The organism is Pseudomonas sp. Root401 (assembly GCF_001425105.1).
Lineage (GTDB): Bacteria > Pseudomonadota > Gammaproteobacteria > Pseudomonadales > Pseudomonadaceae > Aquipseudomonas > Aquipseudomonas brassicacearum.
The window spans coordinates 332,420-357,726 of sequence record NZ_LMDO01000023.1 but is presented as its reverse complement, the minus strand read 5'-3'; the positions used below and the strand labels follow the sequence as shown (position 1 = coordinate 357,726).

Sequence of the window (25,307 nt, the reverse complement as noted above, 5' to 3'; positions counted from 1 at the left end):
TAATGAAATGGCTACCCCCGCCGCCCCCTGCGATTGCCCACTAAGCTTTCGCAGGGGGCCTATCGGAGACCATTGCCATGAACAAAGTAGCTATTGCCGCCATCGACCTGGGAAAACACTCTTTTCACCTGCATGCGCAGGATGATCATGGTCATGAGCTTTACCACAAAAAATTCAACCGAGTCGCGCTCATCCAACACTTGGCGAAGCTTGAACCTTGCACTGTAGTGATGGAAGCCTGCGGTGGAGCGCATTTCATGGCGCAAGAGGTGGCCAAGCTAGACCATACGCCCAAGCTCATAGCCCCTCATCTCGTACGCCCTTACCTGAAAAGCAACAAGAACGACTTCGCTGATGCCGAGGCCATCTGTGAGGCGGCGACTCGCCCGAGCATGCGTTTTGTGCCCTACAAGACCCAATCTCGGCAGGCGCTGGCGCTGCTCAACTCAACCCGTGACTCGTTCATCAAGGACCGCACCGCGACTGCCAATCGGATTCACGCAGCCCTTCTGGAGTTCGGTATCAGCCTGGACCGGGGGTTTAAACACATCAGAAGTCTTCCCGTACTGCTGGAGTCGAGCTCATTTCCGGCCCTCACCCAAAAAATGCTGACCAAGCAGTATGAGCATTTTATGTATTTGGATAAGCAGGTCACGACGCTGGATAAGGAAGTGGATTGCCAGGCCGCTGAAGATGATCTGGCGAAGCGTTTGATGACGATGCCCGGTATGGGCCCGATCACCTCCACCGTCCTGGCTGCTGAAATAGGCGATGGCAAGCAGTTCAAATGCGGTCGATGCTACGCGGCCTCGATCGGGGTGGTCCCCAAACAACATTCCACAGGCGGCAATACGACACTTCTAGGCATCAGCAAGCGCGGTGATCGAAACCAGAGGCGCCTGTTCGTCCAATGTGCCCGGACTTACATGATTCATCTGGACAAACAAACAGGCTGGCTAGCTGACTGGGTCCGGCAGCTATTGGCCCGCCACCACAGCAACCACGTGGCCTGCGCGCTGGCCAATAAAATGGCGAGAATCGCCTGGGCGATTGCGGCAAACCATACAGAATTTGATGCAAGGCCAAGCGCGACGAACGCCTGACCCTGCTGTCACCCGAGCACCACCCACCTGGTTTTGCGATGCTGGATAACAGATGACGTGAACGGCCACCCGGCCTGACGACAACCCTGGGCTCCCACACGGCTGTAAGGCCGCTCCCCTAATAAGGATCGTCGGGCATCGAATTCTCATCGAGGCGCGGGGCCTATACCCCACTCAGACGCCGGATAGATGAAAGCAAGCCAAACACGCATCAAGAACAGTATTGCAGAAAAGGGGGTAACCATAGATGTGGGAGCGAGCCTGCTCGCGAAGAGGCCAGCAMRTTCAACATCCATGTGACTGAACCACCGCAATCGCGAGCARGCTCGCTCCCACAGGAGATCTATGTCGCANGGGGCCTATACCCCACTCAGACGCCGGATAGATGAAAGCAAGCCAAACACGCATCAAGAACAGTATTGCAGAAAAGGGGGTAACCATAGATGTGGGAGCAAGGCTTGCCGGCGATGGCGGCAGCCCATCCGACATCAATGCAAACTGACCCACCGTCTTCGCGAGCAGGCTCGCTCCCACAAAAAATCCGCCAGTCGCCCCAAGTCTGGGCATCTCCCTGGTCTCTCCAAAATGAAGCTTTCATGACAAAAGTTCGGTAGCACATCGCCATTCCCGTCATGCCTGTGTGACGTGTTCAAGGGGGCCTGCAAGGTCGTTTTGGAGCCGGGGCGCGAAGCCGGGAGTGAGGCGATGGGGACTATGGAACGTTATTCGAAAGTGGGCATGCAGGAGCTTGACCAGCGGCTGTCGAAGATCGTCGAGGCGGCGCGCAAGCAGCCGGTCTCGGTGTATCGCTACGGCGCGCCGTGGGTCTGGATCGTTTCCCAGGATGACTGGCAAGGCGCGCTCAAGGAAGTGTCAAGCTACATTCCGCAAGGCCATTCACTGGTCTTGCTGCGTCCGCAGATCGACGACCTGCTGGATGACCATCGCGATGTGCTGCAGGGCCTCAATGCCGGTGCCCAGATGCTGATCGCACCGCAAACCGCCATGCATATCCTCCTGCTGCAACTGCTCTATTCGGTGCCCAGCGAGCAGCAACTCTACGAACAACTCAATTACAACCTGCTGTTCCGCTGGTTCGTCGGCCTGGACCTGAACCAGAAGGTCTGGAGCTTCAACGTCCTGAGCAAAGACCTCGCCACACTGCTGGGCGACGCGCGGGCGGTGCGGCTCATCCAGAAAATCATCGGTGAAGTGTTCTGTGGCGCCTTGCTGCAAATGCCGGAGTTCTCCTTGAACTTCGCGCTGCTGCACACCTGGCTGGCCCGGCACGCCACGACATCGACCGCAAGCAATTGAGCCGTATTTTGAATTCAGGGGGTGGTGTGGAGCATTTCTTCAAATCGCGGCCGGCGCTGTGGGGCTGGTTGCTGCTGGCGGTCGGGGGGCCGTCGGCATTCGCCGCAGAAGGAGGGCAGGAGGCCGAAGCGGCGCCGGCTCGCCTGGTGGACGTGAACGAGTATTTCGTGCGGGGCAACACCGTGCTCGACGCCCGGGCCATCGAGGAAGCGGTGTACCCGTTCCTCGGTCCGCAAAAGGCCTTGAGCGACATCGAAGGCGCCCGGGAGGCCTTGCAAAAGGTCTATCAGGCCCGGGGTTATCAATCGGTGTTCGTTGAGTTGCCAGAGCAGAAAGTCGAAGACGGCATCGTCTATCTCCAAGTCAGCGAGACCAAGATCGGCCGGGTCCGGGTGGTGGGGGCCAAGCATTATTCCCCTGTCGAAATCCGTGATGACGTGCCGGCGCTCAAGGAAGGCGAGGTGCCCGATTTCGCCCAGGTCCAGGCAGAACTGGCACTGCTGAACAAAACCCCGGGGCGCCAGGTCATGCCGCTGGTGCGCGAAGGCCAGCGCCCCGGGACGATGGACGTGGATTTGCAGGTCGAAGACCGAGACCCCTGGCAAGCCAGCCTGGGGCTGAACAACGACTACAGTGCCGACACCGAAAAGCTGCGCACGGTCGCCAGCCTGGGCTACAACAACCTCTGGCAACTGGGCCACAGCGTTTCGCTGACCTTCTTCACCGCGCCCCAGGACACCGAAAACGCCAAGGTCTGGTCGGGCTCCTATACCGCGCCGCTGAACGAACGCTGGAGTGTGCAGTTCTCGGGTTACCAATCCGACAGCAACGTAGCGACGGTTGGCGGCAGCAACGTGTTGGGTAAAGGTCATTCCTACGGGGTGTCGGCGATCTACAGTCTGCCGTCCAGCGGGGCGTGGGCCAACAGCTTTTCGGTCGGGGTGGATTTCAAGGATTTCGAAGAAGAGCTCAACCTCGGTGGCGCCAGCGACAAGGCACCGCTCAAGTACGCGCCGTTCACCTTTGCCTACAACGGCTTTCGCTACACCGAACACAGCCAGTTGGGCCTCGGCCTGAGCCTGGTGGCGGGTACTCGTAGCCTGCTGGGTTACGGCAGCTCCGACGAAGAATTCGACTACAAGCGCTATCGCGCCAGCCCCAGCTTCGCCGTGCTCAAGGGTGACGGCAATTACACCTTCACCTTCGGCAATGATTGGCAGACCGCCTCCAAGGCGGCCTTCCAACTCGCCTCCGGGCCGCTGGTTTCCAACGAACAATTCTCTGCCGGTGGTGCCACCTCGGTACGTGGCTACCTGGCCGCCGAGCGCACCAGTGATGATGGCTACCTGCTGTCCCAGGAGCTGCGCACCCCGTCCCTGGCGAAGTTTCTCGGCAGTTATGTCCAGGAGTGGCGCTTCTATGCCTTCGCCGAAGGCGCGCAGTTGTACCTGCGCGACGAACTGCCCGACCAGGAGGCCGACTACAGCCTCGCCAGCGTCGGCCTCGGCACCCGCGCCAGCCTGAGCAAATGGTTATCCGGCAGCCTCGACTGGGGCTATCCGCTGCTCGAAGGGCCGAACACCTCGAAACAGGAATCGCGCCTGCATTTCAACCTGCAAGCGACGTTTTGAACCCAGGAGTCATGTCCATGCAACGCTTATTGTTATCCCTGTTTATCTGCCTGGGGCTGGTGCTTCCGGCGACCGCCAACGCCTGGTGGCAGGACGATTGGCACTACCGCAAACAGATTTCGGTGGACACCACGCCCCAGGGCGCCGCCATCGCCCAGGCCTTGGGCCGCACCGCGCTGCTGGTGCGCCTGCACACCGGCAACTTCACTTTCGACGGCGTCAAGGACGACGGCTCGGACCTGCGTTTCGTCAGTGCCGACGACAAGACCGTGCTCAATCACCAGATCGAAAGCTTCGACCCGCTGATGGGCATGGCGTTGATCTGGGTCGATGTGCCGAGCGTGGAGGGCGGCCAGCGTCAGGACGTGTGGATGTATTACGGCAACCAGAAGGCACCGGCCACGGGCAGCGGCCAGTTGACCTTCGACCCGGACTACACCGCGTTGTACCACTTTGACGGCGCCACCGGCGTACCGCCCCGGGACACCACGGCCTACGGCAACAATGCCCAGGGCGCGGCCGGCGCGAGCATCGACGGCGTGATCGGGCGTGCCTTGCAGTTCAACGGCCAGCCGCTGTTGTTGCCGGCCAGCCCTTCGTTGCAACACAGTGCCGGTGCGGCGTTCACCTTCAGCACCTGGCTGCGCCAGGACCAGGCCAGTGGCGAGCAAGTCATCCTTGCTCGTCGCGAAGCCGCCACCAGCCTGTTGGTTGGCGTCAACCAGGGTGTGCCGTTCGTAGCGATCAATGACCAGCGTGCGGTCTCGACCCAGCCGCTGAACCCTGGCCAGTGGCAACACCTGGCCTTGACCGCCTCGGGCGATCGGGTCGTGCTGTACGTCAACGGGCGTGAAACCGCGAGCCTGGCGGTGGCGATGCCCGCGTTCAATTCGCCGATAGCCCTGGGGGCCGACCTTTCCGAAGGTGCCTTCGCGCCATTTGGCGGGGCCATGGACGAAGCGCGCCTGTCCAAGGTCGCCCGTCCGGCGCCGCTGTTGTTGGCTGACGCCAATGCCCAGGGCGCCGAGTCGAAACTGCTGGCCTACGGGGTCGATGAAGAGCAGTCCGGCTTCGGTTTCGGCAGCCTGGGCTTCCTGCTCAAGGCCGTGCCGATGGACGCTTGGGTGATCATCGGGGTACTGGTGCTGATGATGTTCCAGTCGTGGATCATCATGATCCGCAAGAACCGCATGGTCAGCCGTCTCAGCGCGGCCAACGAAGCCTTCCGTGAACAGTTCGCCCAGATCGGCACACGCCTGGAAATGTTCGCCGACGACCAGGGCCTCGGCCAGCGCCTGCAACACTCGTCGCTGTGGCGTTTGTACCTGGTGGCCGTCAAGGAGATCCGCACCCGCCGCGAGCAGGGCGCTGACACTTCGTCGGTGTCGGCGGCCACCATCGAAGCGATCCGCTGTTCCATGGACGGCGTGCGCACCCGGGAAAACCAAGCACTGAGTTCGAAGCTCTCGACCCTGTCCAACGCCATCGCCGGCGGTCCGTACATCGGCCTGCTCGGCACCGTGCTGGGGATCATGGTGGTGTTCCTCGGCACGGCCATGGCCGGTGACGTGAACATCAACGCCATCGCCCCGGGCATGGCCGCGGCATTGCTCGCCACCGCCATGGGCCTGTTCGTCGCGATCCCGGCGCTGTTTGGCTACAACCGCCTGATCACCCGCAACAAGGAAGTCAGCGCCGACATGCGGGTCTTCGTCGACGAGTTCATCACGCGCCTGGCGGAGATGCACGGTGAAGGCCAGTCCGGTGAAGCGGCGCATCGCCGTAATCATCACGCCCAATCGTCCGTACCGGCCTGAGGAAATCGCCATGGCTAGCGTAAACGCTTCACACGATGACGACGATGACGCGGCGGTTGACAGCATCAACATCACGCCGCTGGTGGATGTGCTCATGGTGGTGCTGGTGATGTTCATCCTCACGGCCACGGCCCAGGTGTCGGGTATCCAGATCAACCTGCCCAAGGCCAGTGCCTCGGTGTCGTTGTCCGAAGCCAAGACCAAGGCGATTTCGGTGAACGACGGCGGGCAGGTCTTCCTTGATGCCTATCCGGTGACCCTGGCCGAGCTGGAAGAGCGCCTGCGCATCGAAAAGGCCCAGAGCCCGGACTTCCCGGTGATCGTGCGCGGCGACGCGACGGTGCAGTACCAGAAAGTCATTGAAGTGCTGGACCTGCTGCGGCGTCTGGAACTGTCCCAGGTCGGTCTGGTGACCGGCAAACCGAGCCAGGGCTGACCATGACCGCCAGACTTCCCATCGATCCGCCCCCGGTGAAGACCTCGCCGTTGCGCCTGCTCAAGTGGGCCGCCGGCCTGGCGCTGGGCGCCGTGGCGGCCTGGCTGCTGTGGCAGTGGGCCAACGACATGAGTGGCGTGCGCCGCGAAGCACCCAAGGTGCCGACCATTATCCCGCTGCCGCCTCCACCCCCACCACCGCCGGAGAAACCCAAGGAGCCGGAACCCCAGGTCGAGGAGAAGGTGGTCGAGCCAGAACCGACCCCCGAGCCTGAAGAGGTCAAGCCCGAGGAAGAGGCGCCGCCGTCGCCAGTCGATGACCTGGCGAACCCGATGCAGATGGACGGCGATGCCCAGTCCGGTAACGACGCCTTCAACATCGGCGCCGGCAAGGGCGGCGGCATGGCCGGGGCAGGGGGCGGGCGCCTCGGCAATGGCACTTACAGCCAGTTCCTGGCGTTCACCTTTCAGCGCTTGCTGCGAGAAAACCCCGACTTGCGCAGCCTGGCGTTCTCGCTGCAGGCCGATGTCTGGCTCAGTGCCGTGGGCGAAATCACCCGGGTCGAGCTGGTCAAGTCCAGCGGCAACCCGCAAGTGGACGAACAAGTGATTTCCGCCCTGCGTGCCGCGCCCCATTTGAGTGAACGGCCACCGGCCTCCCTGACTTTACCCGTGCGCTTGTCCTTGCAGGGACGGCGGCCGGGTTAACCGACTATTTGAAAGTTTGCCAAAGGAGTTGTGTGCAGATGATTTCCAATGTGAATCGATTATCGTGGGCGATCGGCCTGGTGGTCCTGAGCCTGGCCGGGCACGCGGCCGCCGCCCCGGCGCCCTCGGAAAACGCCACGATCAATCTGATCCGCCTGCTGGTGCAGCAGGGCGTGTTGAAACAGGATCAGGCCGATGGCTTGATCGCCCAGGCAGAACGGGAAGCCGTGCAGGCCCGCCAGGCAGCCACGGCGGTTGCCGCAGCGCCGGCCGGCGCGCCGGGGGACGTGCGGGTGCAATACGTGCCGAACATCGTGCGTGAGCAGATCCGCGACCAGGTCAAGGCTGAAGTCATGGCCACTGCCAAGCAGGAAAACTGGGCCCAGCCCAACACCTTCCCGGATTGGGTCTCGCGCATCAGTTTCGATGGCGACATTCGCCTGCGGGATGAGTCGCGCTATTACTCGGGCACCAACAGCAACGAAATCGTCGACTTCGCCCGGCTCAATGACAAGGGCCCCTACGACGTCAATCCCAACAGCAGCTCCAGCCTGCCGCCGTTGCTCAACACCCGCGAAGACCGCGAGAACCTGTTCCGCCTGCGCGCACGCCTGGGCATGAAGGCCGTGATTGCCCCGCAATGGACCGCGGGCATCCGCATCGGTACCGGCTCGGACAACAATCCGGTGTCCACCACCCAGACCCTCGGTGGCGGTTTTGGCAAGAAAGACATCTGGCTCGACCAGGGTTACCTGACCTGGAAACCCTCGGACGAGTTGACCCTGACCGGCGGGCGTTTCGCCAACCCGTTTTTCTCCACCGATCTGTTGTATTCCGGTGACCTGAACTTCGACGGTGTGGCGGCGAACTTCAACCACAAGCTCAATCAGGACTGGGGCGTGTTCGGTACTGTTGGCGCGTTCCCGGTGGAGTACACCAACGACACCAGCACCAGCAACGGCAGCGACAAGGAGGAGAGCGACAACAAGTGGCTGTACGGTGCGCAACTGGGGGCCAATTGGGCCATCAACGACAGCAACCGGATCAAGGGGGCCATGGCCTATTACCGCTTCGACGACATCGAAGGCCAGCGCTCTTCGTCGTGCCAGCCTTGGGCCGGTGATCCAGGCTGCGACAGCGACAGCGACGGCTCACGCGTGGCGTTCATGCAAAAGGGCAACACCGTGTTCCTGCTGCGCGACATCGCGCCCAATCCTCTCAACCCGTCCACCACGCCACAGCCGCAATACGTCGGCCTGGCCTCGGAATTCAACCTGCTGGACCTGAATCTGGCCTGGGACACCGATCTGCCTGAAGACCTGAAACTGCGCAGCCAGGCCCACTACGTCCACAACCTGGGCTACGACGAAGGCGAGATGCGCAAGCGCTCCGCCGGTCAGTTCGCCAACAATCTGGACAGCGATGGCGAGGTGGAAAGCGGCGCCAACGCCTGGATGCTCCAGTTCACCCTCGGCAACTCGCTGGAGCTCAAGCGCGAAGGCGACTGGAACCTTTTCGCCGGCTACAAGTACATCCAGCCGGATGCCTTGCCGGACGGCTTCAACGATTCGTCATTCCATCTGGGTGGCACCAACGCCAAGGGCTATTTCCTGGGCGGCAACTATGGCCTGGCGAGCAACGTCTTCGCCACCGGTCGCTGGTTGAGTTCCGAAGCGGTGTACGGCGCGCCGTACGACATCGATGTCTTGCAGCTTGAAATCAACACGCGCTTCTAAGCGCAGGGAGGCCTCATGAAAAGGCGAGCCAAATACCCATGTCCGGCTGCGTTGCTGATGCTGGGCCTGCTGCTCAGTGGCGTGGCGCACGGCGAAGGCCTGGAAGAGCGGCTGCGGACACAGCTGCGCAGCACCACCGCCCAGTTGCAAGCCCTGCAAAGCGAGCAGGCCCAGGCCAGCGCCGCTCGTCAGGCTGCCGAGAGCCAGGCCAAGGAAGCCCAGGCGCAGATCAAGCAGTTGACCGCGCAACTGAGCAAGGCCCAGGCCCTGAACGAGCAACTGGCCGGGCACCAGCAAAACCTGCAAAGCCAGGCCCAGGCCCAGGTGGCGGCGAGCAACGAGCAAATCGGCAAATTCAAGAAAGCCTACGAGGAATTATTGACCCTGGCCCGTGGCAAAGAGACCGAGCGCGCCCGCCTGGAGGCGCAATTGACCGAGCGTGACACACAAGTGCAGCAATGTTCGGTCAAGAATCAGCAAATGTACGAAGTCGCCAAGACGTTGCTGCATGCCTACGAAACCATTGATGTGACCGACATCATGAAGATCCGCCAGCCGTTCGCGGCCAAGGCCCGGGTGCGTTTCGAAGAGCTGGCCCAGGGCTTTGGCGATGATCTCTACAAGAATCGTTTCGATGCGCCCCAGGCCTCGATCACTCACTGAACAGAACAAGGAAGAAGCGAGCATGACCTCAATGATTGAATACGTCGGTGCAAAATCCCTGACCGAGTGGTTGCAGGCCGCGGGCTATCGGGTCAACGAAACCGAGCAGAACGGCATCGTGCAACTGCTCAGCGCCAGCCAGGGCATCGGCTTTGCGGTGCGCTTGGGTAATCCTGCGCCGACAGCGGGCCAATACCTGGACTTCACCTTCAGCTGTGCCTTGCGGGTACAGGGCGAGTTACCAACTGGGTTGGTGGAGTTGTGGAACGCCTCGCGCCGCTTTGCCCGGTTGTCGCTGCAGGGTGAGTTCCTGGTGATGGAAATGGACGTGGTGGTCGCGGCAGGCGTGAGCGCCGATCATTTGCGCAGCCACCTGGAACTGTGGGATCGCCTGTTGCAGGAGTTCATTGTCTACCTGCGGGAGTACAGCCAGAACGCGGCGCGTATGCAAACCCCGGCCGAGCCGGTCGAGGCGCCATCGGAGGAGGCCGTCGTATCGTGAAAAAACCGACCTTCGTCATCAGCGCCGCCGCGCTGGGCCTGCTCGCCGTGGCGCTGGTGCTGGGCCTGCGGCCGGGAAGCGATCCGGTCGCCGCGGTACAGGCCGTCAGCGTTGCTACGCCCGACTCGCCGAGCCTGGCGCGCTTGGGCAACCAGCAGGTCAGCCCCGATGAACTCAAGGCGTTGCTGGCCGCACTGGCTCCTGAAGTTCGCCAGCAAATGCGTGGCAATCGGGCTGCGCTGGAAGGCTGGATCCGTGCCCGCCTGGCGGAAAAAGCCGTGTTGGAGCAGGCCGACGCCCAGGGTTGGCGCGAGCGGCCCGAGGTGGAGCGGCAGACGCGGGCGGCGACTGAGCAGATTGTGTTTCGCGACTACTTGCAGTCGGTCAGCCAGGTGCCCGCCGGGTATCCCAGTGAAGACGAGTTGAAGCAGGCTTATGACGCCGGGAAAGCCAACTGGACCGCACCGGCGTTGTACCGCGTCAGCCAGATTTTCCTGGCGGCCACCGAGCCGCAAACCGTAGAGGCGGTGCGCCGGCAAGCGCTGGAGTTGAGCAAGAAAGCCCAGGCCTCGCCCGCTGAATTCGGCGCCCTGGCCAGCCGTTTTTCCCAGGACCGCACCAGTGCCGAGCGCGGCGGTGACAGTGGTTTCCAGCCCTTGCAGCAACTGGTCCCGCCGGTGCGTGAGGCGGTGGCGCGCCTGAAGGTCGGCGCGGTGTCGGACCCGGTGCAGAGCCCGGCGGGGTTCCATGTCATCAAGCTCACCGAACAACAGCCGGCCCGGGAGGCGACCCTGGACGACGTCCGCGAACGCCTGACCCAGGCCCTGCGCGGCCAGCGCCAGGAACAGATCGCCAAGGCCTACCTGGACGGCATGCTCGACACGGCCACGTTGAGCATCGATGGCGCGCAGTTGAGCAAGGTGCTGGAGGAGGGGCTTTAGGCGGGTCTCCCCCGTGGCTAGGGAGCCTGCTCCCGCTGGGCTCTGTAGGAGCTGGCGAAGCCTGCGATCTTTTGATCTTTCGCTCCGGACTCAATTGGCAGTGAAAAGATCGCAGCCTCGCTTCGCTCGTCAGCTCCTACAGACCTGCGGGAGCAATCTCTGGCCACAGCGATTGTGTTATTTGCCCCACGTATTCGTAAACCGACAGGGAGTCACCCATGACCTTCACCGAGCCAGCAGGACGCCAGGCTGTCACCGCATACCGCACGCCGTTGCGTGTCCCCGATCCCTGGCTGACATTGGCCGGCGGTATTGAACCGCAGGTGGCGCAGTGTTTCCTGGTCAGTGCCCGTTGCGGCTGCTTCATGCAAGCGGCCCGTAGTCTAAACGTCAAGGCAACCTGGCTGCGCAAGCAGTTGGCGCAGTTGGAGACGCGGCTGCAACGCTCGCTGTTCAGCTTCCAGGGCAGCACCTTGACCCTCACTCGTGAAGGCCGGCAGTTGCAGGCGCGATTGATCACCCTGGCCCACGAAAGCGCGCCGCCGCTGAACGATCAACCCTTGATTCGCCTCGCCGTGGCCGAGTCGATTCTGCATGACATCCTGGGACGCGACCTGATCTCGTTGCTGCGGCGCAACGCCAGCGTGCGACTGCAGATCATCACCCTGGACAGTGAACTGGCACTGCAAGCCGTCAGCGCCGACCTGGTGCTCTGGTTGAGTGATGCCCAGGTGTCGGTGCCAGGGCCGAGTTTCGCCACGTTGCCCGCGGATCGACTGGCGCGGTTGGACTATGTGCCGCACATCGCCAAGCGCTACTCGCGACCGGCCACGCGCCCGGATTGCCTGGACGATCTGAACGACTACATGCTGGTGCAATGGCAGGCGGACCGACACGTGGATGGCTTCGCCCCGTGGAACGCCCTGATAGAACAGCGCCGGGCCGGTGTGGTGCAGGTGCAATCCTACGAATTGATGCTGGAAATGATTCGCTGCAGCGCCTGCATCGGTCTGTTGCCGCAGTACATGAGCCGTTTCGACCGAGGCCTGGTGGCATTGCCGCAAGTGTTCGGCCTGTCGATGCAGCGGCACTTGTGGATGGCCGTCAATGCCCAGGCCGAAGGCTCGCCAGAGGTGCAGATGCTTCGTGAGCTGATCCATCGCACGCTGGATGAGCGCCGGGATTGGTTTCAGGCATAACCCAAAATAGGAAGTAGGCCCTTTGTGGGAGCGAGCTTGCTCGCGATAGCGGTCGTCCATTCAACATCGATGCCGGTTGAAAGGGCCTCATCGCGAGCAAGCTCGCTCCCACAGGTTCCCCACACAGCCAGGCGCGGCGTATAGTGATCGGCCTCGTCACGTCTCCAGGGAGGAGCCGCATGTCCGAATCATCGATCACCCTCGTACGCTTCACTGAAGCCCACATTGCCGGTGTCACCGCGCTCTACAGCGACCCGGCGGTGACTCGCCAGGTGCTGCAAATGCCTTTCCAGTCCACCGAAGTCTGGCGCAAACGCCTGGCAATGGACGACGAGCGTTCATTGAAACTGGTGGCCCTGCACCAGGGTGAAGTCATCGGCAACCTGGGGCTGGAGCAGTTCTTACGCGTGCGTCGTGCCCATTGCGGTAGCCTCGGCATGGGCGTGGCTGTTGCCTGGCAGGGCAAGGGCGTGGGGTCGATGCTGCTGGCCGCCGCGCTGGACGTCGCGGACAACTGGATGAACCTGCGGCGGGTCGAGTTGACGGTGTACGCCGACAACGAAGCGGCCATCGGGCTGTACCGCAAGTTCGGCTTCGAAACCGAAGGCCTGATGCGCGACTATGCCGTGCGTGACGGTCGCTGGGTGGACACACTGGCGATGGCGCGGTTGCGCTGAAGAGCCCAACGCGCAGGCAAAGAGGGCTTTTACGTACGCCAACGTCTTGAACCTGTCATCATCGCGCTTCGCAGTACTCCCTTAATCGAGGACCGGCCCATGGACGATGTACAGCAATTGGGCGAGATGCTTCGTCACTACGCCGACAGCGAAGCGCACAAGAAACAACTACACCAGGCCCAGGCAACGGTCTGGGCCGAACAGATCAAGGCGTTGTACGGGCAAATCGAGCAATGGCTGGCGCCCGTCATGGCGCTCGGCCTGCTGGAACTGAGCCGAGAGACGTATGTGGCGCACGGGCCGAGCGTCCCGGTAGAGACGTCTGGTTTCAAGACTGAAAAACTGACCTTGACCATTACCGGCAGACCGGTGGAATTCGTGCCGGAGGTGATGGGCGTGGGTGGGCAGATTTCTTTGTCGATCATTGGCCTGGCGGCGACCCGTCACGGCAGTATTTCCCTGGTTTGCCAACCGCCATCGGTGCAATGGCAATGGCGTCGGACCAACGGCTTGAAGGACCCCGACACGTTTGCGTTCGATGCCAACTTCCTCGCACAACAGTTGCAGAGCCTGATACCGCGCGAACGCGGCTGAATCACGCACGCGCTTCTCAGTGCAGGCAAAAACCTGTCCATTGGCTATACCTGTAGTTCCGGCCCCGTCTCGTGTGGCTTACAGGAGTGACAGCATGAAGTTTTCGTCGATGATCGGCACTGTTTGCATTGCCTCGCTCGCCTTGGCGGGTTGCTCCAGCAAAGTCACCCAGCCGGATGAGTACTCCGGGTTCCTGGGTGATTACAGCCGGCTCAAGGAAGAGAAGTCGCCGTCGGGGGCCGAGGTCATGCGTTGGGTCGATCCGAAGATCGACCCGGGCAAGTACACCAGTATTTATATCGAGCCGACGCAGCTTTATCCCAAGCCACAGCCGACCGTGAAGATCCCCCAGGGCACACTGTCTGGCATCACCGCTTATTACGATCAGGCCCTCAAGCGGGAAGCGGGCAAATCCTTGCCCCTGGCGACAGCTCCTGGGCCGGGTGTATTGGTGATGCGGGCGGCCATCACGGCGGTCAGCAGCAAGACCGAAGGCTTGAAACCTTATGAGGTGATCCCGATTGCGCTGGTGGCGGCCGCTGTCAGCACTGCCAGCGGCATTCGCGACCAGGAAACCAACCTGGGCACCGAAGCGGTTTTTCTCGACGGTGGCAACAACGCGGTGGTCGCCCAGGTGGTGCGCAAAGGTACGGGCAAGCCGTTGTCCAACGAGTCCCAAGTCATGAAGCCCGATGACGTCAAAGGGGTCATCGATGGCTGGGCGTCGGATTTGCACCAGTCGTTTCTGAAATTCAAGGCTAAATAGCCTCGAATACCCCTATGAGAACTGCGTAGGAGCATGTAGGAGCCATGTAGGAGCCATGTAGGAGCTGTGGAGCTGTCGAGTGCAACGAGGCTGCGATCTTTCCCAATACACTTGAATCTCAAGCGAAAGATCAAAAGATCAAAAGATCAAAAGATCGCAGGCTTCGCAGCTCCCACACAGGATGGCGACACCATGTCTTTTTATGTCCAGCGGTAGGTCGCGCAAGCATTTCGTGGTTAACTCCGGCCTCACCATTTTCAAACCTGTCAGAAGGAATCCGTTCATGGCTCAAGTCACTCTCAAAGGCAACCCGGTCCAAGTCAACGGCCAGTTGCCACAAGCCGGTTCCAAGGCACCAGCCTTTTCTCTGGTTGCCGGCAATCTGTCGGACGTTTCCCTGAAGGACTTTGCCGGCAAGCGTAAAGTGCTGAACATTTTCCCAAGTGTCGACACGCCGACCTGCGCCACCTCCGTGCGCAAGTTCAATGCCCAGGCCAACGGCCTGACCAACACTGTGGTGCTGTGCATCTCCGCCGACCTGCCGTTTGCCCAGGCGCGTTTCTGCGGCGCCGAAGGCCTGGAAAACGTCCAGAACCTGTCGACCCTGCGCGGTGCCGAGTTCATCCAGGACTACGGCGTGGCAATCGCTGATGGCCCGCTGAAAGGTCTGACCGCCCGTGCGGTGGTGGTGCTGGACGAAAACGACACCGTGCTGCACAGCGAGCTGGTCAAGGAAATCGGTGAAGAGCCAAACTACGACGCTGCGTTGGCCGTTCTGAAATAAGGTATTTATTACAATTGTTAACGGCCTGGCCCTGTCCAGGCCGTTTTCTTTTGTGCTTCAAGGCGTTAGCCGACTATGTGCCAGGTAAGCCCAACGTAAATTGCCGGTAAAGGCGCTTTGCTAAACACCCGCCAGTGCTTATCGTTCAGCCTCCCGTAAAAGAAGTCCACGCGCCCAATGGTTGATCACTCCATGCAATCCTCTGTTTCCCGCAATTCCCGTCGCTGGCTGTTCGGCCTGTTTATCGTATTAGTGGTCGCGGCGCTGGCCTGGAAGTTCTGGCCCAGTGGCTCGGCGCAGAAGCCTGGGGCAGGGGATAAAGCCGCGGCGGGGCACATGGGGCGTTCGGGTGGCATGCGGCCAGGGTTCGGTGGGGCGACGGGGCCGATTCCGGTGCGGGTGGCGCCGGCGGTGACCGGGGATTTCCCGCTGTACTACAAGGCGTTGGGCACGGTCACGGCCCTCAATACCATCAACGTGCGCAGCCGCGTGGGTGGCGAACTGGTCAAGATCGCTTTCGAAGAAGGGCAGATGGTCAAGGCCGGGGACCTGCTGGCCGAGATCGACCCGCGTCCATACCAGAACGCCTTGCTCCAGGCCGAAGGCACGCTGTTGCAGAACCAGGCCCAGTTGAAAAATGCCCAGGTAGACTTTGAGCGGTATCGCGGCCTGTACGCTGAAGACAGTATTGCCAAGCAGACCCTCGACACCGCCGCGGCGCTGGTGGGCCAGTACCAGGGCACGGTCAAGACCAACCAGGCGGCGGTCAACGACGCCAAGCTCAACCTCGAATTCACCAAGATCCGCGCGCCTATCTCCGGGCGGGTCGGCTTGCGGCAACTGGATATCGGCAACCTGGTGGCGGCCAACGACACCACGGCCCTGGCAGTCATCACCCAGACCCAACCCATCAGCGTCGTGTTCACCTTGCCGGAAAACAACCTTGACACGGTGCTCGCCCGTTACCGCAGCGGGGCGAAACTGCCCGTCGAAGCCTGGGACCGGGGCGATGTGAAGCTGCAGGCCAGCGGCGTGCTGCAAAGCCTGGACAACCAGATCGATGTCACCACCGGCACCTTGAAGTTCAAGGCCCGCTACGAGAACCGCGACCAGTCGCTGTTCCCCAACCAGTTCGTCAATGTCCACCTGCTGGCCGACACCCTCAAAGGCGTGACCCTGGCGCCGACGGCGGCCATTCAGTTCGGCACCAATGGCACCTTCGTCTATGCCCTGGATGGCGACAAGAAGGTCACCATCAAAAAGCTGAAGATCGGCGCCAGCGACGGTGCGAACACCGTGGTCACCGAAGGCCTGGTCGCCGGTGACCGGGTGGTGCTCGAAGGCACCGATCGCCTGAAGGAAGGCAGTGAAGTGGAAGTGGTCAGCGACAGCCAGGAAGTGCCCACCACGCCGACCGAGCACCTGCAGGGCAAGTCCGCAGCGGTGCCCGCTGAGCCGGTTGCGGCCGACAAGGCGAAAAAGGGCGGCGCATGAATCTCTCGCGGCTGTTCATCCTTCGCCCGGTCGCCACCACCCTGAGCATGCTGGCGATCATCCTGGCCGGCCTGATCGCCTATCGGCTGCTGCCGGTGTCGGCATTGCCCCAGGTCGATTACCCGACCATCCGCGTGATGACCCTGTACCCGGGCGCCAGTCCCGATGTAATGACCAGCGCGGTGACCGCGCCCCTGGAGCGCCAGTTCGGACAGATGCCGGGCCTGACGCAGATGGCCTCCACCAGTTCCGGTGGTGCATCGGTGCTTACGCTGCGCTTCAACCTCGACATCAACATGGACGTCGCCGAGCAGCAGGTGCAGGCCGCGATCAATGCGGCCACCAACCTGCTGCCCAAGGACCTGCCGGCACCGCCGGTGTACAACAAGGTCAACCCGGCCGACACCCCGGTGCTGACCCTGGCTATCACCTCCAAGACCATGCTGCTGCCCAAGCTCAATGACTTGGTGGACACCCGCATGGCGCAGAAAATCGCCCAGATCAGCGGCGTCGGCATGGTCACCATCGCCGGTGGCCAGCGCCAGGCCGTGCGCATCAAGGTCAATCCCGAGGCCCTGGCGGCCAATGGCCTGAACCTGGCAGACGTGCGCACATTGATCGGCGCTTCCAACGTCAACCAGCCCAAGGGCAACTTCGACGGCCCGACCCGGGTCTCGATGCTCGACGCCAACGACCAGTTGACCTCGCCCAAGGACTACGCCGAACTGATCCTGGCCTACGCCAACGGCGCGCCGTTGCGGCTCAAGGACGTGGCACAGATCGTCGACGGCGCCGAAAACGAACGCCTTGCCGCCTGGGCCAACGAAAACCAGGCCGTGCTGCTGAACATCCAGCGTCAGCCGGGGGCCAACGTCATCGAAGTGGTGGACCGGATCAAGGCCCTGCTGCCGAGCATTACCGATAACTTGCCGGCCGGCCTGGATGTCACCGTGCTGACCGACCGCACCCAGACCATCCGAGCATCGGTCACCGACGTGCAGCATGAATTGCTGATCGCCATCGTGCTGGTGGTCATGGTGACGTTCCTGTTCCTGCGTCGTGTCAGCGCCACCATCATTCCGTCGGTGGCCGTGCCACTGTCGCTGATCGGCACCTTCGGCGTGATGTACCTGGCCGGTTTCTCCATCAACAACCTGACCCTGATGGCCCTGACGATTGCCACCGGTTTCGTGGTGGACGATGCCATCGTCATGCTGGAGAACATCGCTCGTTTCATCGAGGAGGGCGACAGCCCGCTGCAGGCCGCGCTCAAGGGCGCGAAGCAGATCGGCTTCACGCTGATATCCCTGACGCTGTCGCTGATCGCCGTGCTGATTCCGCTGCTGTTCATGGCCGATGTCGTGGGACGGCTGTTTCGCGAGTTCGCCATCACCCTGGCGGTGGCGATCCTGATTTCCCTGGTGGTGTCCCTGACCCTGACGCCGATGATGTGCGCCCGCTTGCTCAAGCGTGAGCCCAAGGAAGCAGAGCAGGGCCGTTTCTACCGCGCCAGCGGCGCCTGGATCGACTGGTTGATCGCCGCCTACGGACGCAAGTTGCAATGGGTGCTCAAACACCAGCCGCTGACCCTGTTGGTGGCGGTGGGTAGCTTGGTACTGACGGTGGTGCTGTACCTGGCCGTGCCCAAGGGGTTCTTTCCGGTGCAGGACACCGGGGTGATCCAGGGCATTTCCGAGGCGCCGCAATCGATCTCCTTTGCCGCCATGAGCGAGCGCCAGCAGCAACTGGCGAAAGTGATCCTGGCGGACCCGGCGGTGGAGAGCCTGTCGTCCTACATCGGCGTGGACGGCGACAATGCCACGCTCAATAGCGGTCGCCTGCTGATCAACCTCAAGCCCCACAGCGAACGGGGTGATAGCGCCAGCGAGATCATCGCCCGCTTGCAGCCGCAACTGGATCGGCTGGTGGGCATTCGCTTGTTCATGCAACCGGTGCAGGACCTGACCATTGAAGACCGGGTCAGCCGGACCCAGTACCAATTCAGCCTGTCGTCGCCGGACGCCGAATTGCTCAGCCTCTGGAGCGGGCGCCTGGTCGAAGCCCTGGCCCAACAGGCGGAGCTGACCGATGTGGCCAGCGACCTGCAGGACAAGGGGTTGCAGGTCTACCTGGTGATCGACCGCGACGCAGCCTCTCGCCTGGGCGTCTCGGTGTCGAACATCACCGATGCGCTCTATGACGCCTTCGGTCAGCGGCAGATCTCCACCATCTACACCCAGGCCAGCCAGTACCGCGTGGTGTTGCAGGCCCAGGCCGGGGAACGGATCGGGCCCCAGGCGCTGGACCAGATTCACGTCAAGACCACCGACGGCGGGCAGGTGCGGCTGTCGAGCCTGGCCCGGGTCGAAGAACGCCAGGCGCAACTGGCGATCGCCCACATTGGCCAGTTCCCGGCGGTGATGATGTCGTTCAACCTGGCGCCGGGCGTGGCCCTGGGGCATGCGGTGGACGTGATCGAAAAGGTCCAGCAGGACATCGGCATGCCGGTGGGCGTGCAGACCGAGTTCCAGGGCGCGGCCCAGGCATTCCAGGCGTCGCTGTCGAGTACCTTGCTGCTGATCCTGGCAGCGGTGGTGACCATGTACATCGTGCTGGGCGTGCTGTACGAAAGCTACATCCACCCGATCACCATTCTTTCCACCTTGCCCTCGGCGGCCATCGGTGCCTTGCTGGCCTTGATCCTCAGTGGCAATGACCTGGGCATGATCGCGATCATCGGCATCATTCTGCTGATCGGTATCGTCAAGAAGAACGCGATCATGATGATCGACTTCGCCCTCGACGCCGAGCGCAACCAGGGCATGGACCCGCAGACAGCGATCTACCAGGCTGCATTGCTGCGCTTCCGCCCGATCCTGATGACCACCCTGGCGGCCTTGTTCGGTGCAATACCGCTGATGTTCGCCACCGGTTCCGGCGCCGAACTGCGCCAGCCCCTGGGCTTGGTGATGGTCGGTGGGTTGTTGGTGAGCCAGGTATTGACGTTGTTCACCACCCCGGTGATCTACCTGTATTTCGATCGACTGGGGCGCCGGTTTGCCAGGCCTGATGGGAAAGAGGTGCGGGTATGACGGCGGTGCAGCGCTTTTCGTGGCGAGGGAGCTTGCTCCCGCTATGTGGGAGCAAAGCTTGCTCGCGAAACAGGCGCCTCGATTCTGCAGGACCGCATCGCCCTCATCGCGGGCAAGCCTTGCTCCCACATGGCGGGGATAAATCCCCTCACTACAAAAGCCCAGCTACTACTCTCGGTTTGTCATATGAAGTCCGGAGCTTGTGCCGATGAACCTGTCCGGTCCATTCATCAAGCGTCCGGTCGCGACCATGCTCCTGAGCTTCGCCATCATGCTGCTCGGTGGTGTGAGCTTCGGCCTGCTGCCGGTTTCGCCGCTGCCGCAAATGGATTTCCCGGTGATCGTGGTCCAGGCCAACCTGCCAGGGGCCAGCCCCGAGGTGATGGCGTCGACGGTGGCTACGCCCCTGGAGCGTTCCTTCGGCGCCATCGCCGGGGTCAACACCATGAGCAGCCGTTCCAGCCAGGGCTCTACCCGCGTCATCCTGCAATTCGACCTGGACCGTGACATCAACGGTGCCGCCCGGGAAGTGCAGGCGGCCATCAATGCGTCGCGCAACCTGTTGCCCAGCGGCATGCGCAGTATGCCGACCTATAAGAAGGTCAACCCGTCCCAGGCGCCGATCATGGTGCTGTCGCTGACCTCGGATGTGTTGAAAAAAGGCCAGCTCTACGACCTGGCTTCGACCATCCTGTCCCAGAGCCTGTCCCAGGTCTCGGGCGTCGGCGAGGTACAGATCGGCGGCAGCTCGTTGCCGGCGGTGCGCATCGAACTGGAGCCACATCTGCTCAACCAGTACGGCGTGGCCCTCGATGACGTGCGCACTGCTGTTGCCGATAGCAACGTGCGCCGGCCCAAGGGGTCGGTGGAAGACGATCAGCGCATGTGGCAGGTCCAGGCCAACGATCAACTGGAGAAGGCCAAGGACTACGAAACGCTGATCATCCGTTACCAGGATGGCTCGGTACTGCGGCTCAAGGACGTGGCGAAAGTCACCGACAGCGTCGAGGATCGCTACAACAGCGGTTTCTTCAATAACGATGCCGCCGTGTTGCTGGTGATCAACCGCCAGGCCGGGGCCAACATCATCGAGACGGTCAACGAGATCAAGGCGCAACTGCCGGCATTGCAGGCCGTGCTCCCGGCCAGCGTCAAACTGAACCTGGCGATGGACCGCTCGCCGGTGATCAAGGCCACCCTGCATGAAGCGGAAATGACCTTGCTGATCGCCGTGGCCCTGGTGGTGCTGGTGGTGTTCCTGTTCCTCGGCAATTTCCGCGCCTCGCTGATTCCGACCTTGGCGGTGCCGGTGTCGCTGGTGGGCACGTTTGCGGTGATGTACCTGTACGGTTTCTCCCTGAACAACCTGTCGTTGATGGCCTTGATCCTCGCGACCGGGCTGGTGGTGGACGATGCCATCGTGGTGCTGGAGAACATCTCCCGGCATATCGACGAAGGCGTCCCTCCTATGACAGCGGCGTATAGGGGGGCCGAAGAGGTGGGCTTTACCCTGTTGTCGATGAACGTCTCGCTGGTGGCGGTGTTCCTGTCGATCCTGTTCATGGGCGGGATCATCGAAAGCCTGTTTCGCGAATTTTCCATCACCCTGGCGGCGTCCATCGTGGTTTCGCTGGTGGTCTCGCTGACCCTCACGCCGATGCTCTGCGCACGTTGGCTCAAGCCTCACGTGCCGGGGCAGGAAAACCGCTTGCAGCGCTGGAGCCTGCGGCTCAATGAGCGCATGGTCCGAGGTTACGCCATCAGCCTGGACTGGGTGCTGCGCCATCGACGCCTGACCTTGTTGAGCCTGCTGGTGACTATCGGCGTGAACGTCGCGTTGTACGTGGTGGTGCCGAAAACCTTCATGCCGCAGCAGGACACCGGCCAGTTGATCGGTTTCGTGCGTGGCGACGACGGGCTGTCGTTCAACGTGATGCAGCCGAAGATGGAAATCTTCCGCCGCGCCGTGCTCAAGGACGAGGCGGTGCAAAGCGTCGCCGGTTTCATCGGTGGCAACAACGGCACCAACAACGCCTTCATGCTGGTGCGCCTCAAGCCGATCAAGGAGCGTAATATTTCTGCGCAAAAGGTCATCGAGCGCCTTCGTAAAGAAATGCCCAAGGTCCCCGGCGCTCAGTTGATGTTGATGGCCGACCAGGACCTGCAGTTCGGTGGCGGTCGCGAGCAGACCACCTCGCAATATTCCTACATCCTGCAAAGCGCCGACCTGGCGTCGCTGCGCACCTGGTACCCCAAGGTCGTGGCGGCCTTCCGGGCCTTGCCGGAACTCACCGCCATCGATGCCCGCGACGGTGGTGGGGCGCAGCAGGTGACGCTGGTGGTGGACCGCGACCAGGCCAAGCGCCTGGGCATCGACATGGACATGGTCACCGCGGTGCTCAACAACGCCTACAGCCAGCGGCAGATATCCACCATCTACGACAGCCTCAACCAGTATCAAGTGGTGATGGAGGTCAATCCCAAGTACGCCCAGGACCCGAGCACCCTCGAGCAGGTCCAGGTGATCACCGCCGATGGCGCGCGCGTACCGCTGTCGGCCATTGCCCACTACGAGAACAGCCTGGAGGATGACCGGGTCAGCCATGAAGGCCAGTTCGCGTCCGAGGGCATTTCCTTCGACATGGCCGAAGGCGTCACGGTGGAGCAGGGCACCGCGGCCATCGAGCGGGCACTTGCCAAGCTTGGGATGCCCGAGGACGTCATCGCGAAAATGGCCGGCACCGCCGATGCGTTCGCCGCCACCCAGAAGAGCCAGCCGTTCATGATCCTCGGGGCGTTGCTGGCGGTGTACCTGGTGTTGGGTGTGCTCTATGAAAGCTACATCCATCCGCTGACCATCCTGTCTACGTTGCCATCGGCCGGGGTCGGCGCGTTGCTGTCGATCTACGCGCTGGGTGGCGAGTTCAGCCTGATCTCGCTGTTGGGACTGTTCCTGCTGATCGGCGTGGTGAAGAAAAACGCCATCCTGATGATCGATCTGGCGCTGCAACTGGAACGTGCCGGGCAGACGCCGCTGGAGTCGATCCGCAGCGCTTGCCTGCTGCGCTTGCGGCCAATCCTGATGACCACGCTGGCGGCGATCCTTGGCGCCTTGCCGCTGCTGCTCGGCGCTGCCGAGGGCTCGGAAATGCGCCGGCCATTGGGCCTGACCATCATCGGTGGGTTGGTGTTCAGCCAGGTACTGACGCTCTACACCACCCCGGTGGTTTACCTTTATCTCGACAAACTGCGCCATCGCTTCAATCGCTGGCGCGGCGTGCGCACTGATGCTGCCCTGGAAACTCCGCTATGACCGACCGTTCGCCTTTCAATCTTGCCGCAACGCTGGCGACCGCCCGTGGCTCGCGGGTGCTGAGCCTGGTGCTGTGCGTGGCGATGCTCAGTGCCTGCGCCGTCGGCCCGGATTATCAACGTCCCCAGGCTGCCGCCCCGGTGCAATACAAGGAGGCCCAGGGCTGGCGCCAGGCCAATCCCAGCGATGCGATGGCCAGGGGCGCCTGGTGGGAGCTGTACGGCGATGCGCAACTCAATGGCCTGGTGAACCAGCTCAATGCGTCCAACCAGACCGTGGCCCAGGCAGACGCCCAGTATCGGCAGGCCCGGGCACTGGTGCGCAATGCCCGTGGCGCATTTTTCCCCACCGTGGACCTGACCGTTGGCAAGACGCGCTCCAGTCAGGGCACCGGCAGCAGCAGTTCGAGCCTGAGCAGTTCGTCCAGCGGCATTCGCGACACCTACAGCGCCCAGGCCGGCGTCAGTTGGGAGGCGGACGTGTGGGGCAAGCTGCGCCGCACCCTGGAAGCCGACGAGGCGAGCGCCCAAGCCAGTTTTGCCGACCTGGCGGCGATGCGCCTGAGCCAGCAATCGGAACTGGTGCAGAACTACTTGCAGTTGCGGGTGATCGATGAACAGAAGCGCCTGTTGCAGACCACCGTCGACAACTATCAGCGCTCCCTGAAAATGACCGAAAACCAGTACCGCGCCGGGGTGTCCGGCAAGGATGCGGTGGCCCAGGCGCAAACCCAGCTCAAGACCACCCAGGGCGACCTGATCGACCTGATCTGGCAACGGGCCCAGTTTGAAAACGCCATCGCCGTGCTGATCGGCCTGCCGCCCGCCGAATTCAATCTGGCCGAGACCCAGGACATCCCGTCATTGCCGCAAATTCCGGTGGCGCTGCCGTCGCAGTTGCTCGAACGCCGACCGGATATCGCCTCGGCAGAACGCTCGGTGATGGCCGCCAACGCCAACATCGGGGTCGCCAAGGCCGCGTACTACCCGGACCTGACCTTGAGCCTCAGTGGCGGCTACAGCAGCAGTACCTACGACAACTGGGTGAGCGTGCCGAACCGCTTCTGGTCGGTAGGGCCACAACTGGCAATGACGCTGTTCGATGGTGGACAGCGTTCGGCAGAGGTCGACCGTACCGTCGCGGCGTATGACCAGACCGTCGCCACCTATCGCCAGACCGTGCTCGACGGCTTGCGCGAGGTGGAAAACTACATGATCCAGCTCAAGGTGCTGGAAGACGAAGCCCGCGTGCGCCAGGAAGCCCTGGACGCCGCCCGGGAATCCCTGCGCCTGACGCAGAACCAGTACAAGGCAGGGTTGATTGCCTACCTCGACGTGGTGACCGTCCAGGCCACGGCCTTGAGCAATGAGCGCAGTGTGCTGAGCCTGCAACAGAGCCGCCTGATCGCCAGCGTGCAGTTGATTGCCGCGTTGGGTGGGGGGTGGGACGGGCAGCTGCAGGCGGACGAGAAGCCCTGATCACTGTGACGGGGTGAGTGGGAGCAAGGCTTGCCCGCGATGAAGGCAATGCGGTCTTTCAAGAATCGAGTTGCCTGTTTCGCGGGCAAGCCTTGCTCCCACAGAGTTCCCCCTTTTCCATAAAGTTTTCCTTGGTCATGTCGGCAGTCAGTCCCGCTTTTGGCCGATGCACTGTCTACGTCCTGTCGCGATGGCTTGTTATAGTTCAAGCCTCTTTTCAGCCGGTAAAGGATCACTGCCATGTCGCAATACCAAGCGTTCAACGTCGAACTTGCAGACAACATTGCCCATGTGCAGATCAATCGCCCGGAAAAGATCAACTCCATGAACGCCGCGTTCTGGAGCGAGATCATCGAGATCTTCCAATGGATCGACGACACCGATGCCGCGCGGGTGGTGGTGCTGAGCGGCGCCGGCAAGCATTTCTCCTCGGGGATAGACCTGATGATGCTGGCGGGCGTGGCCAACGAGTTGGGCAAGGACGTAGGGCGCAATGCACGCCTGCTGCGGCGCAAGATCCTGCAACTGCAAGCCTCGTTCAACGCCGTGGACAACTGCCGCAAACCCGTGCTCGCCGCGATCCAGGGCTACTGCCTGGGCGGGGCCATCGACCTGATTGCCGCCTGCGACATGCGTTACGCGGCCGAGGACGCGCAATTCTCCATCAAGGAGATCGATATCGGCATGGCCGCCGATGTTGGCACATTGCAACGCTTGCCCCGGATCATCGGGGACGGCATGCTGCGTGAACTCGCTTATACGGGGCGCACTTTTGGTGCCGACGAAGCGCGCAGCATCGGCCTGGTCAATCGTGTCTACAGCGACACCGCCAGCCTGCTCGACGGCGTGATGGGCATCGCCCGGGAAATCGCCGCCAAGTCGCCGATTGCCGTGACCGGCACCAAGGAAATGATCAGCTACATGCGCGACCACCGCATCGACGACGGTTTGGAATACGTCGCCACCTGGAACGCCGCCATGTTGCAATCGACCGACCTGCGCGTGGCCATGGCCGCCCATATGAGCAAACAGAAACCTGAATTTCAGGATTGATTGA

The 25,307-nt window shown here is 62.2% G+C and carries 20 protein-coding genes; all 20 read left to right on the top strand.

All coding sequences use genetic code 11. The features are described from left to right. The first annotated feature begins 77 nt into the window (after positions 1-77). The 20 genes from ASC85_RS18660 (at position 78) to ASC85_RS18565 (ending at position 25,303) form a co-directional block, all read left to right on the top strand. Positions 78-1,103, top strand: a complete 1,026-nt coding sequence (locus tag ASC85_RS18660; RefSeq protein ID WP_057450842.1) for an IS110 family transposase — start codon at positions 78-80, stop codon at positions 1,101-1,103. Between the two features lie 714 nt (positions 1,104-1,817). Then, the gene (locus tag ASC85_RS33900; protein ID WP_014338096.1) at positions 1,818-2,420 is read left to right on the top strand and encodes a transposase; all 603 of its coding nucleotides are present in this window, start codon (positions 1,818-1,820) and stop codon (positions 2,418-2,420) included. Positions 2,421-2,488: 68 nt separating this feature from the next. After that, the gene (locus ASC85_RS18650; protein ID WP_430458906.1) at positions 2,489-4,051 is read left to right on the top strand and encodes a ShlB/FhaC/HecB family hemolysin secretion/activation protein; all 1,563 of its coding nucleotides are present in this window, start codon (positions 2,489-2,491) and stop codon (positions 4,049-4,051) included. 17 nt (positions 4,052-4,068) lie between these two features. Continuing rightward, the gene (locus ASC85_RS18645; protein WP_057450840.1) at positions 4,069-5,868 is read left to right on the top strand and encodes a DUF2341 domain-containing protein; all 1,800 of its coding nucleotides are present in this window, start codon (positions 4,069-4,071) and stop codon (positions 5,866-5,868) included. Positions 5,869-5,878: 10 nt separating this feature from the next. Beyond that, a complete protein-coding gene (locus ASC85_RS18640) occupies positions 5,879-6,304 on the top strand; it encodes an ExbD/TolR family protein (RefSeq protein WP_003201710.1) in 426 nt (141 codons plus the stop codon). A gap of 2 nt (positions 6,305-6,306) precedes the next feature. Continuing rightward, a complete protein-coding gene (locus tag ASC85_RS18635) occupies positions 6,307-7,011 on the top strand; it encodes an energy transducer TonB family protein (RefSeq protein ID WP_003201712.1) in 705 nt (234 codons plus the stop codon). 38 nt (positions 7,012-7,049) lie between these two features. Next, a complete protein-coding gene (locus ASC85_RS18630) occupies positions 7,050-8,747 on the top strand; it encodes a putative porin (protein ID WP_057450839.1) in 1,698 nt (565 codons plus the stop codon). A gap of 15 nt (positions 8,748-8,762) precedes the next feature. Beyond that, positions 8,763-9,410, top strand: coding sequence for a hypothetical protein (locus tag ASC85_RS18625; RefSeq protein WP_057450838.1), 648 nt, complete (start codon positions 8,763-8,765; stop codon positions 9,408-9,410). A gap of 22 nt (positions 9,411-9,432) precedes the next feature. Next, entirely contained in the window at positions 9,433-9,912 is a 480-nt protein-coding gene (locus ASC85_RS18620; RefSeq protein WP_057450837.1) for a YbjN domain-containing protein, read from the top strand. Further along, complete coding sequence (locus tag ASC85_RS18615) at positions 9,909-10,853, top strand: peptidylprolyl isomerase (RefSeq protein WP_057450836.1); 945 nt, start codon at positions 9,909-9,911, stop codon at positions 10,851-10,853. The genes ASC85_RS18620 and ASC85_RS18615 overlap by 4 nt, the downstream gene beginning before the upstream one ends. A 218-nt stretch (positions 10,854-11,071) precedes the next feature. Continuing rightward, positions 11,072-12,052: a LysR family transcriptional regulator gene (locus tag ASC85_RS18610; protein ID WP_057450835.1), complete on the top strand. Its 981-nt coding sequence runs from the start codon at positions 11,072-11,074 to the stop codon at positions 12,050-12,052. 179 nt (positions 12,053-12,231) lie between these two features. Next, the gene (locus ASC85_RS18605) at positions 12,232-12,729 is read left to right on the top strand and encodes a GNAT family N-acetyltransferase (protein ID WP_057450834.1); all 498 of its coding nucleotides are present in this window, start codon (positions 12,232-12,234) and stop codon (positions 12,727-12,729) included. Between the two features lie 99 nt (positions 12,730-12,828). Continuing rightward, entirely contained in the window at positions 12,829-13,323 is a 495-nt protein-coding gene (locus ASC85_RS18600) for a hypothetical protein (RefSeq protein WP_057450833.1), read from the top strand. Between the two features lie 94 nt (positions 13,324-13,417). Then, positions 13,418-14,089: a DUF3313 domain-containing protein gene (locus ASC85_RS18595; RefSeq protein ID WP_057450832.1), complete on the top strand. Its 672-nt coding sequence runs from the start codon at positions 13,418-13,420 to the stop codon at positions 14,087-14,089. 283 nt (positions 14,090-14,372) lie between these two features. Then, entirely contained in the window at positions 14,373-14,873 is a 501-nt protein-coding gene (gene tpx, locus ASC85_RS18590) for a thiol peroxidase (protein ID WP_013693326.1), read from the top strand. A gap of 177 nt (positions 14,874-15,050) precedes the next feature. Then, positions 15,051-16,367, top strand: a complete 1,317-nt coding sequence (locus ASC85_RS18585) for an MdtA/MuxA family multidrug efflux RND transporter periplasmic adaptor subunit (RefSeq protein WP_057450831.1) — start codon at positions 15,051-15,053, stop codon at positions 16,365-16,367. Next, the gene (locus ASC85_RS18580; RefSeq protein ID WP_057450830.1) at positions 16,364-19,459 is read left to right on the top strand and encodes an MdtB/MuxB family multidrug efflux RND transporter permease subunit; all 3,096 of its coding nucleotides are present in this window, start codon (positions 16,364-16,366) and stop codon (positions 19,457-19,459) included. Before ASC85_RS18585 ends, ASC85_RS18580 begins: the two co-directional genes overlap by 4 nt. A gap of 208 nt (positions 19,460-19,667) precedes the next feature. Then, entirely contained in the window at positions 19,668-22,772 is a 3,105-nt protein-coding gene (locus ASC85_RS18575; RefSeq protein ID WP_057450829.1) for an efflux RND transporter permease subunit, read from the top strand. Then, positions 22,769-24,250, top strand: a complete 1,482-nt coding sequence (locus ASC85_RS18570) for an efflux transporter outer membrane subunit (RefSeq protein WP_057450828.1) — start codon at positions 22,769-22,771, stop codon at positions 24,248-24,250. Before ASC85_RS18575 ends, ASC85_RS18570 begins: the two co-directional genes overlap by 4 nt. A 240-nt stretch (positions 24,251-24,490) precedes the next feature. After that, positions 24,491-25,303 (top strand): crotonase/enoyl-CoA hydratase family protein, encoded by an 813-nt coding sequence (locus ASC85_RS18565; protein WP_003201737.1) that lies wholly within the window; start codon positions 24,491-24,493, stop codon positions 25,301-25,303. Positions 25,304-25,307 lie beyond the last annotated feature (4 nt).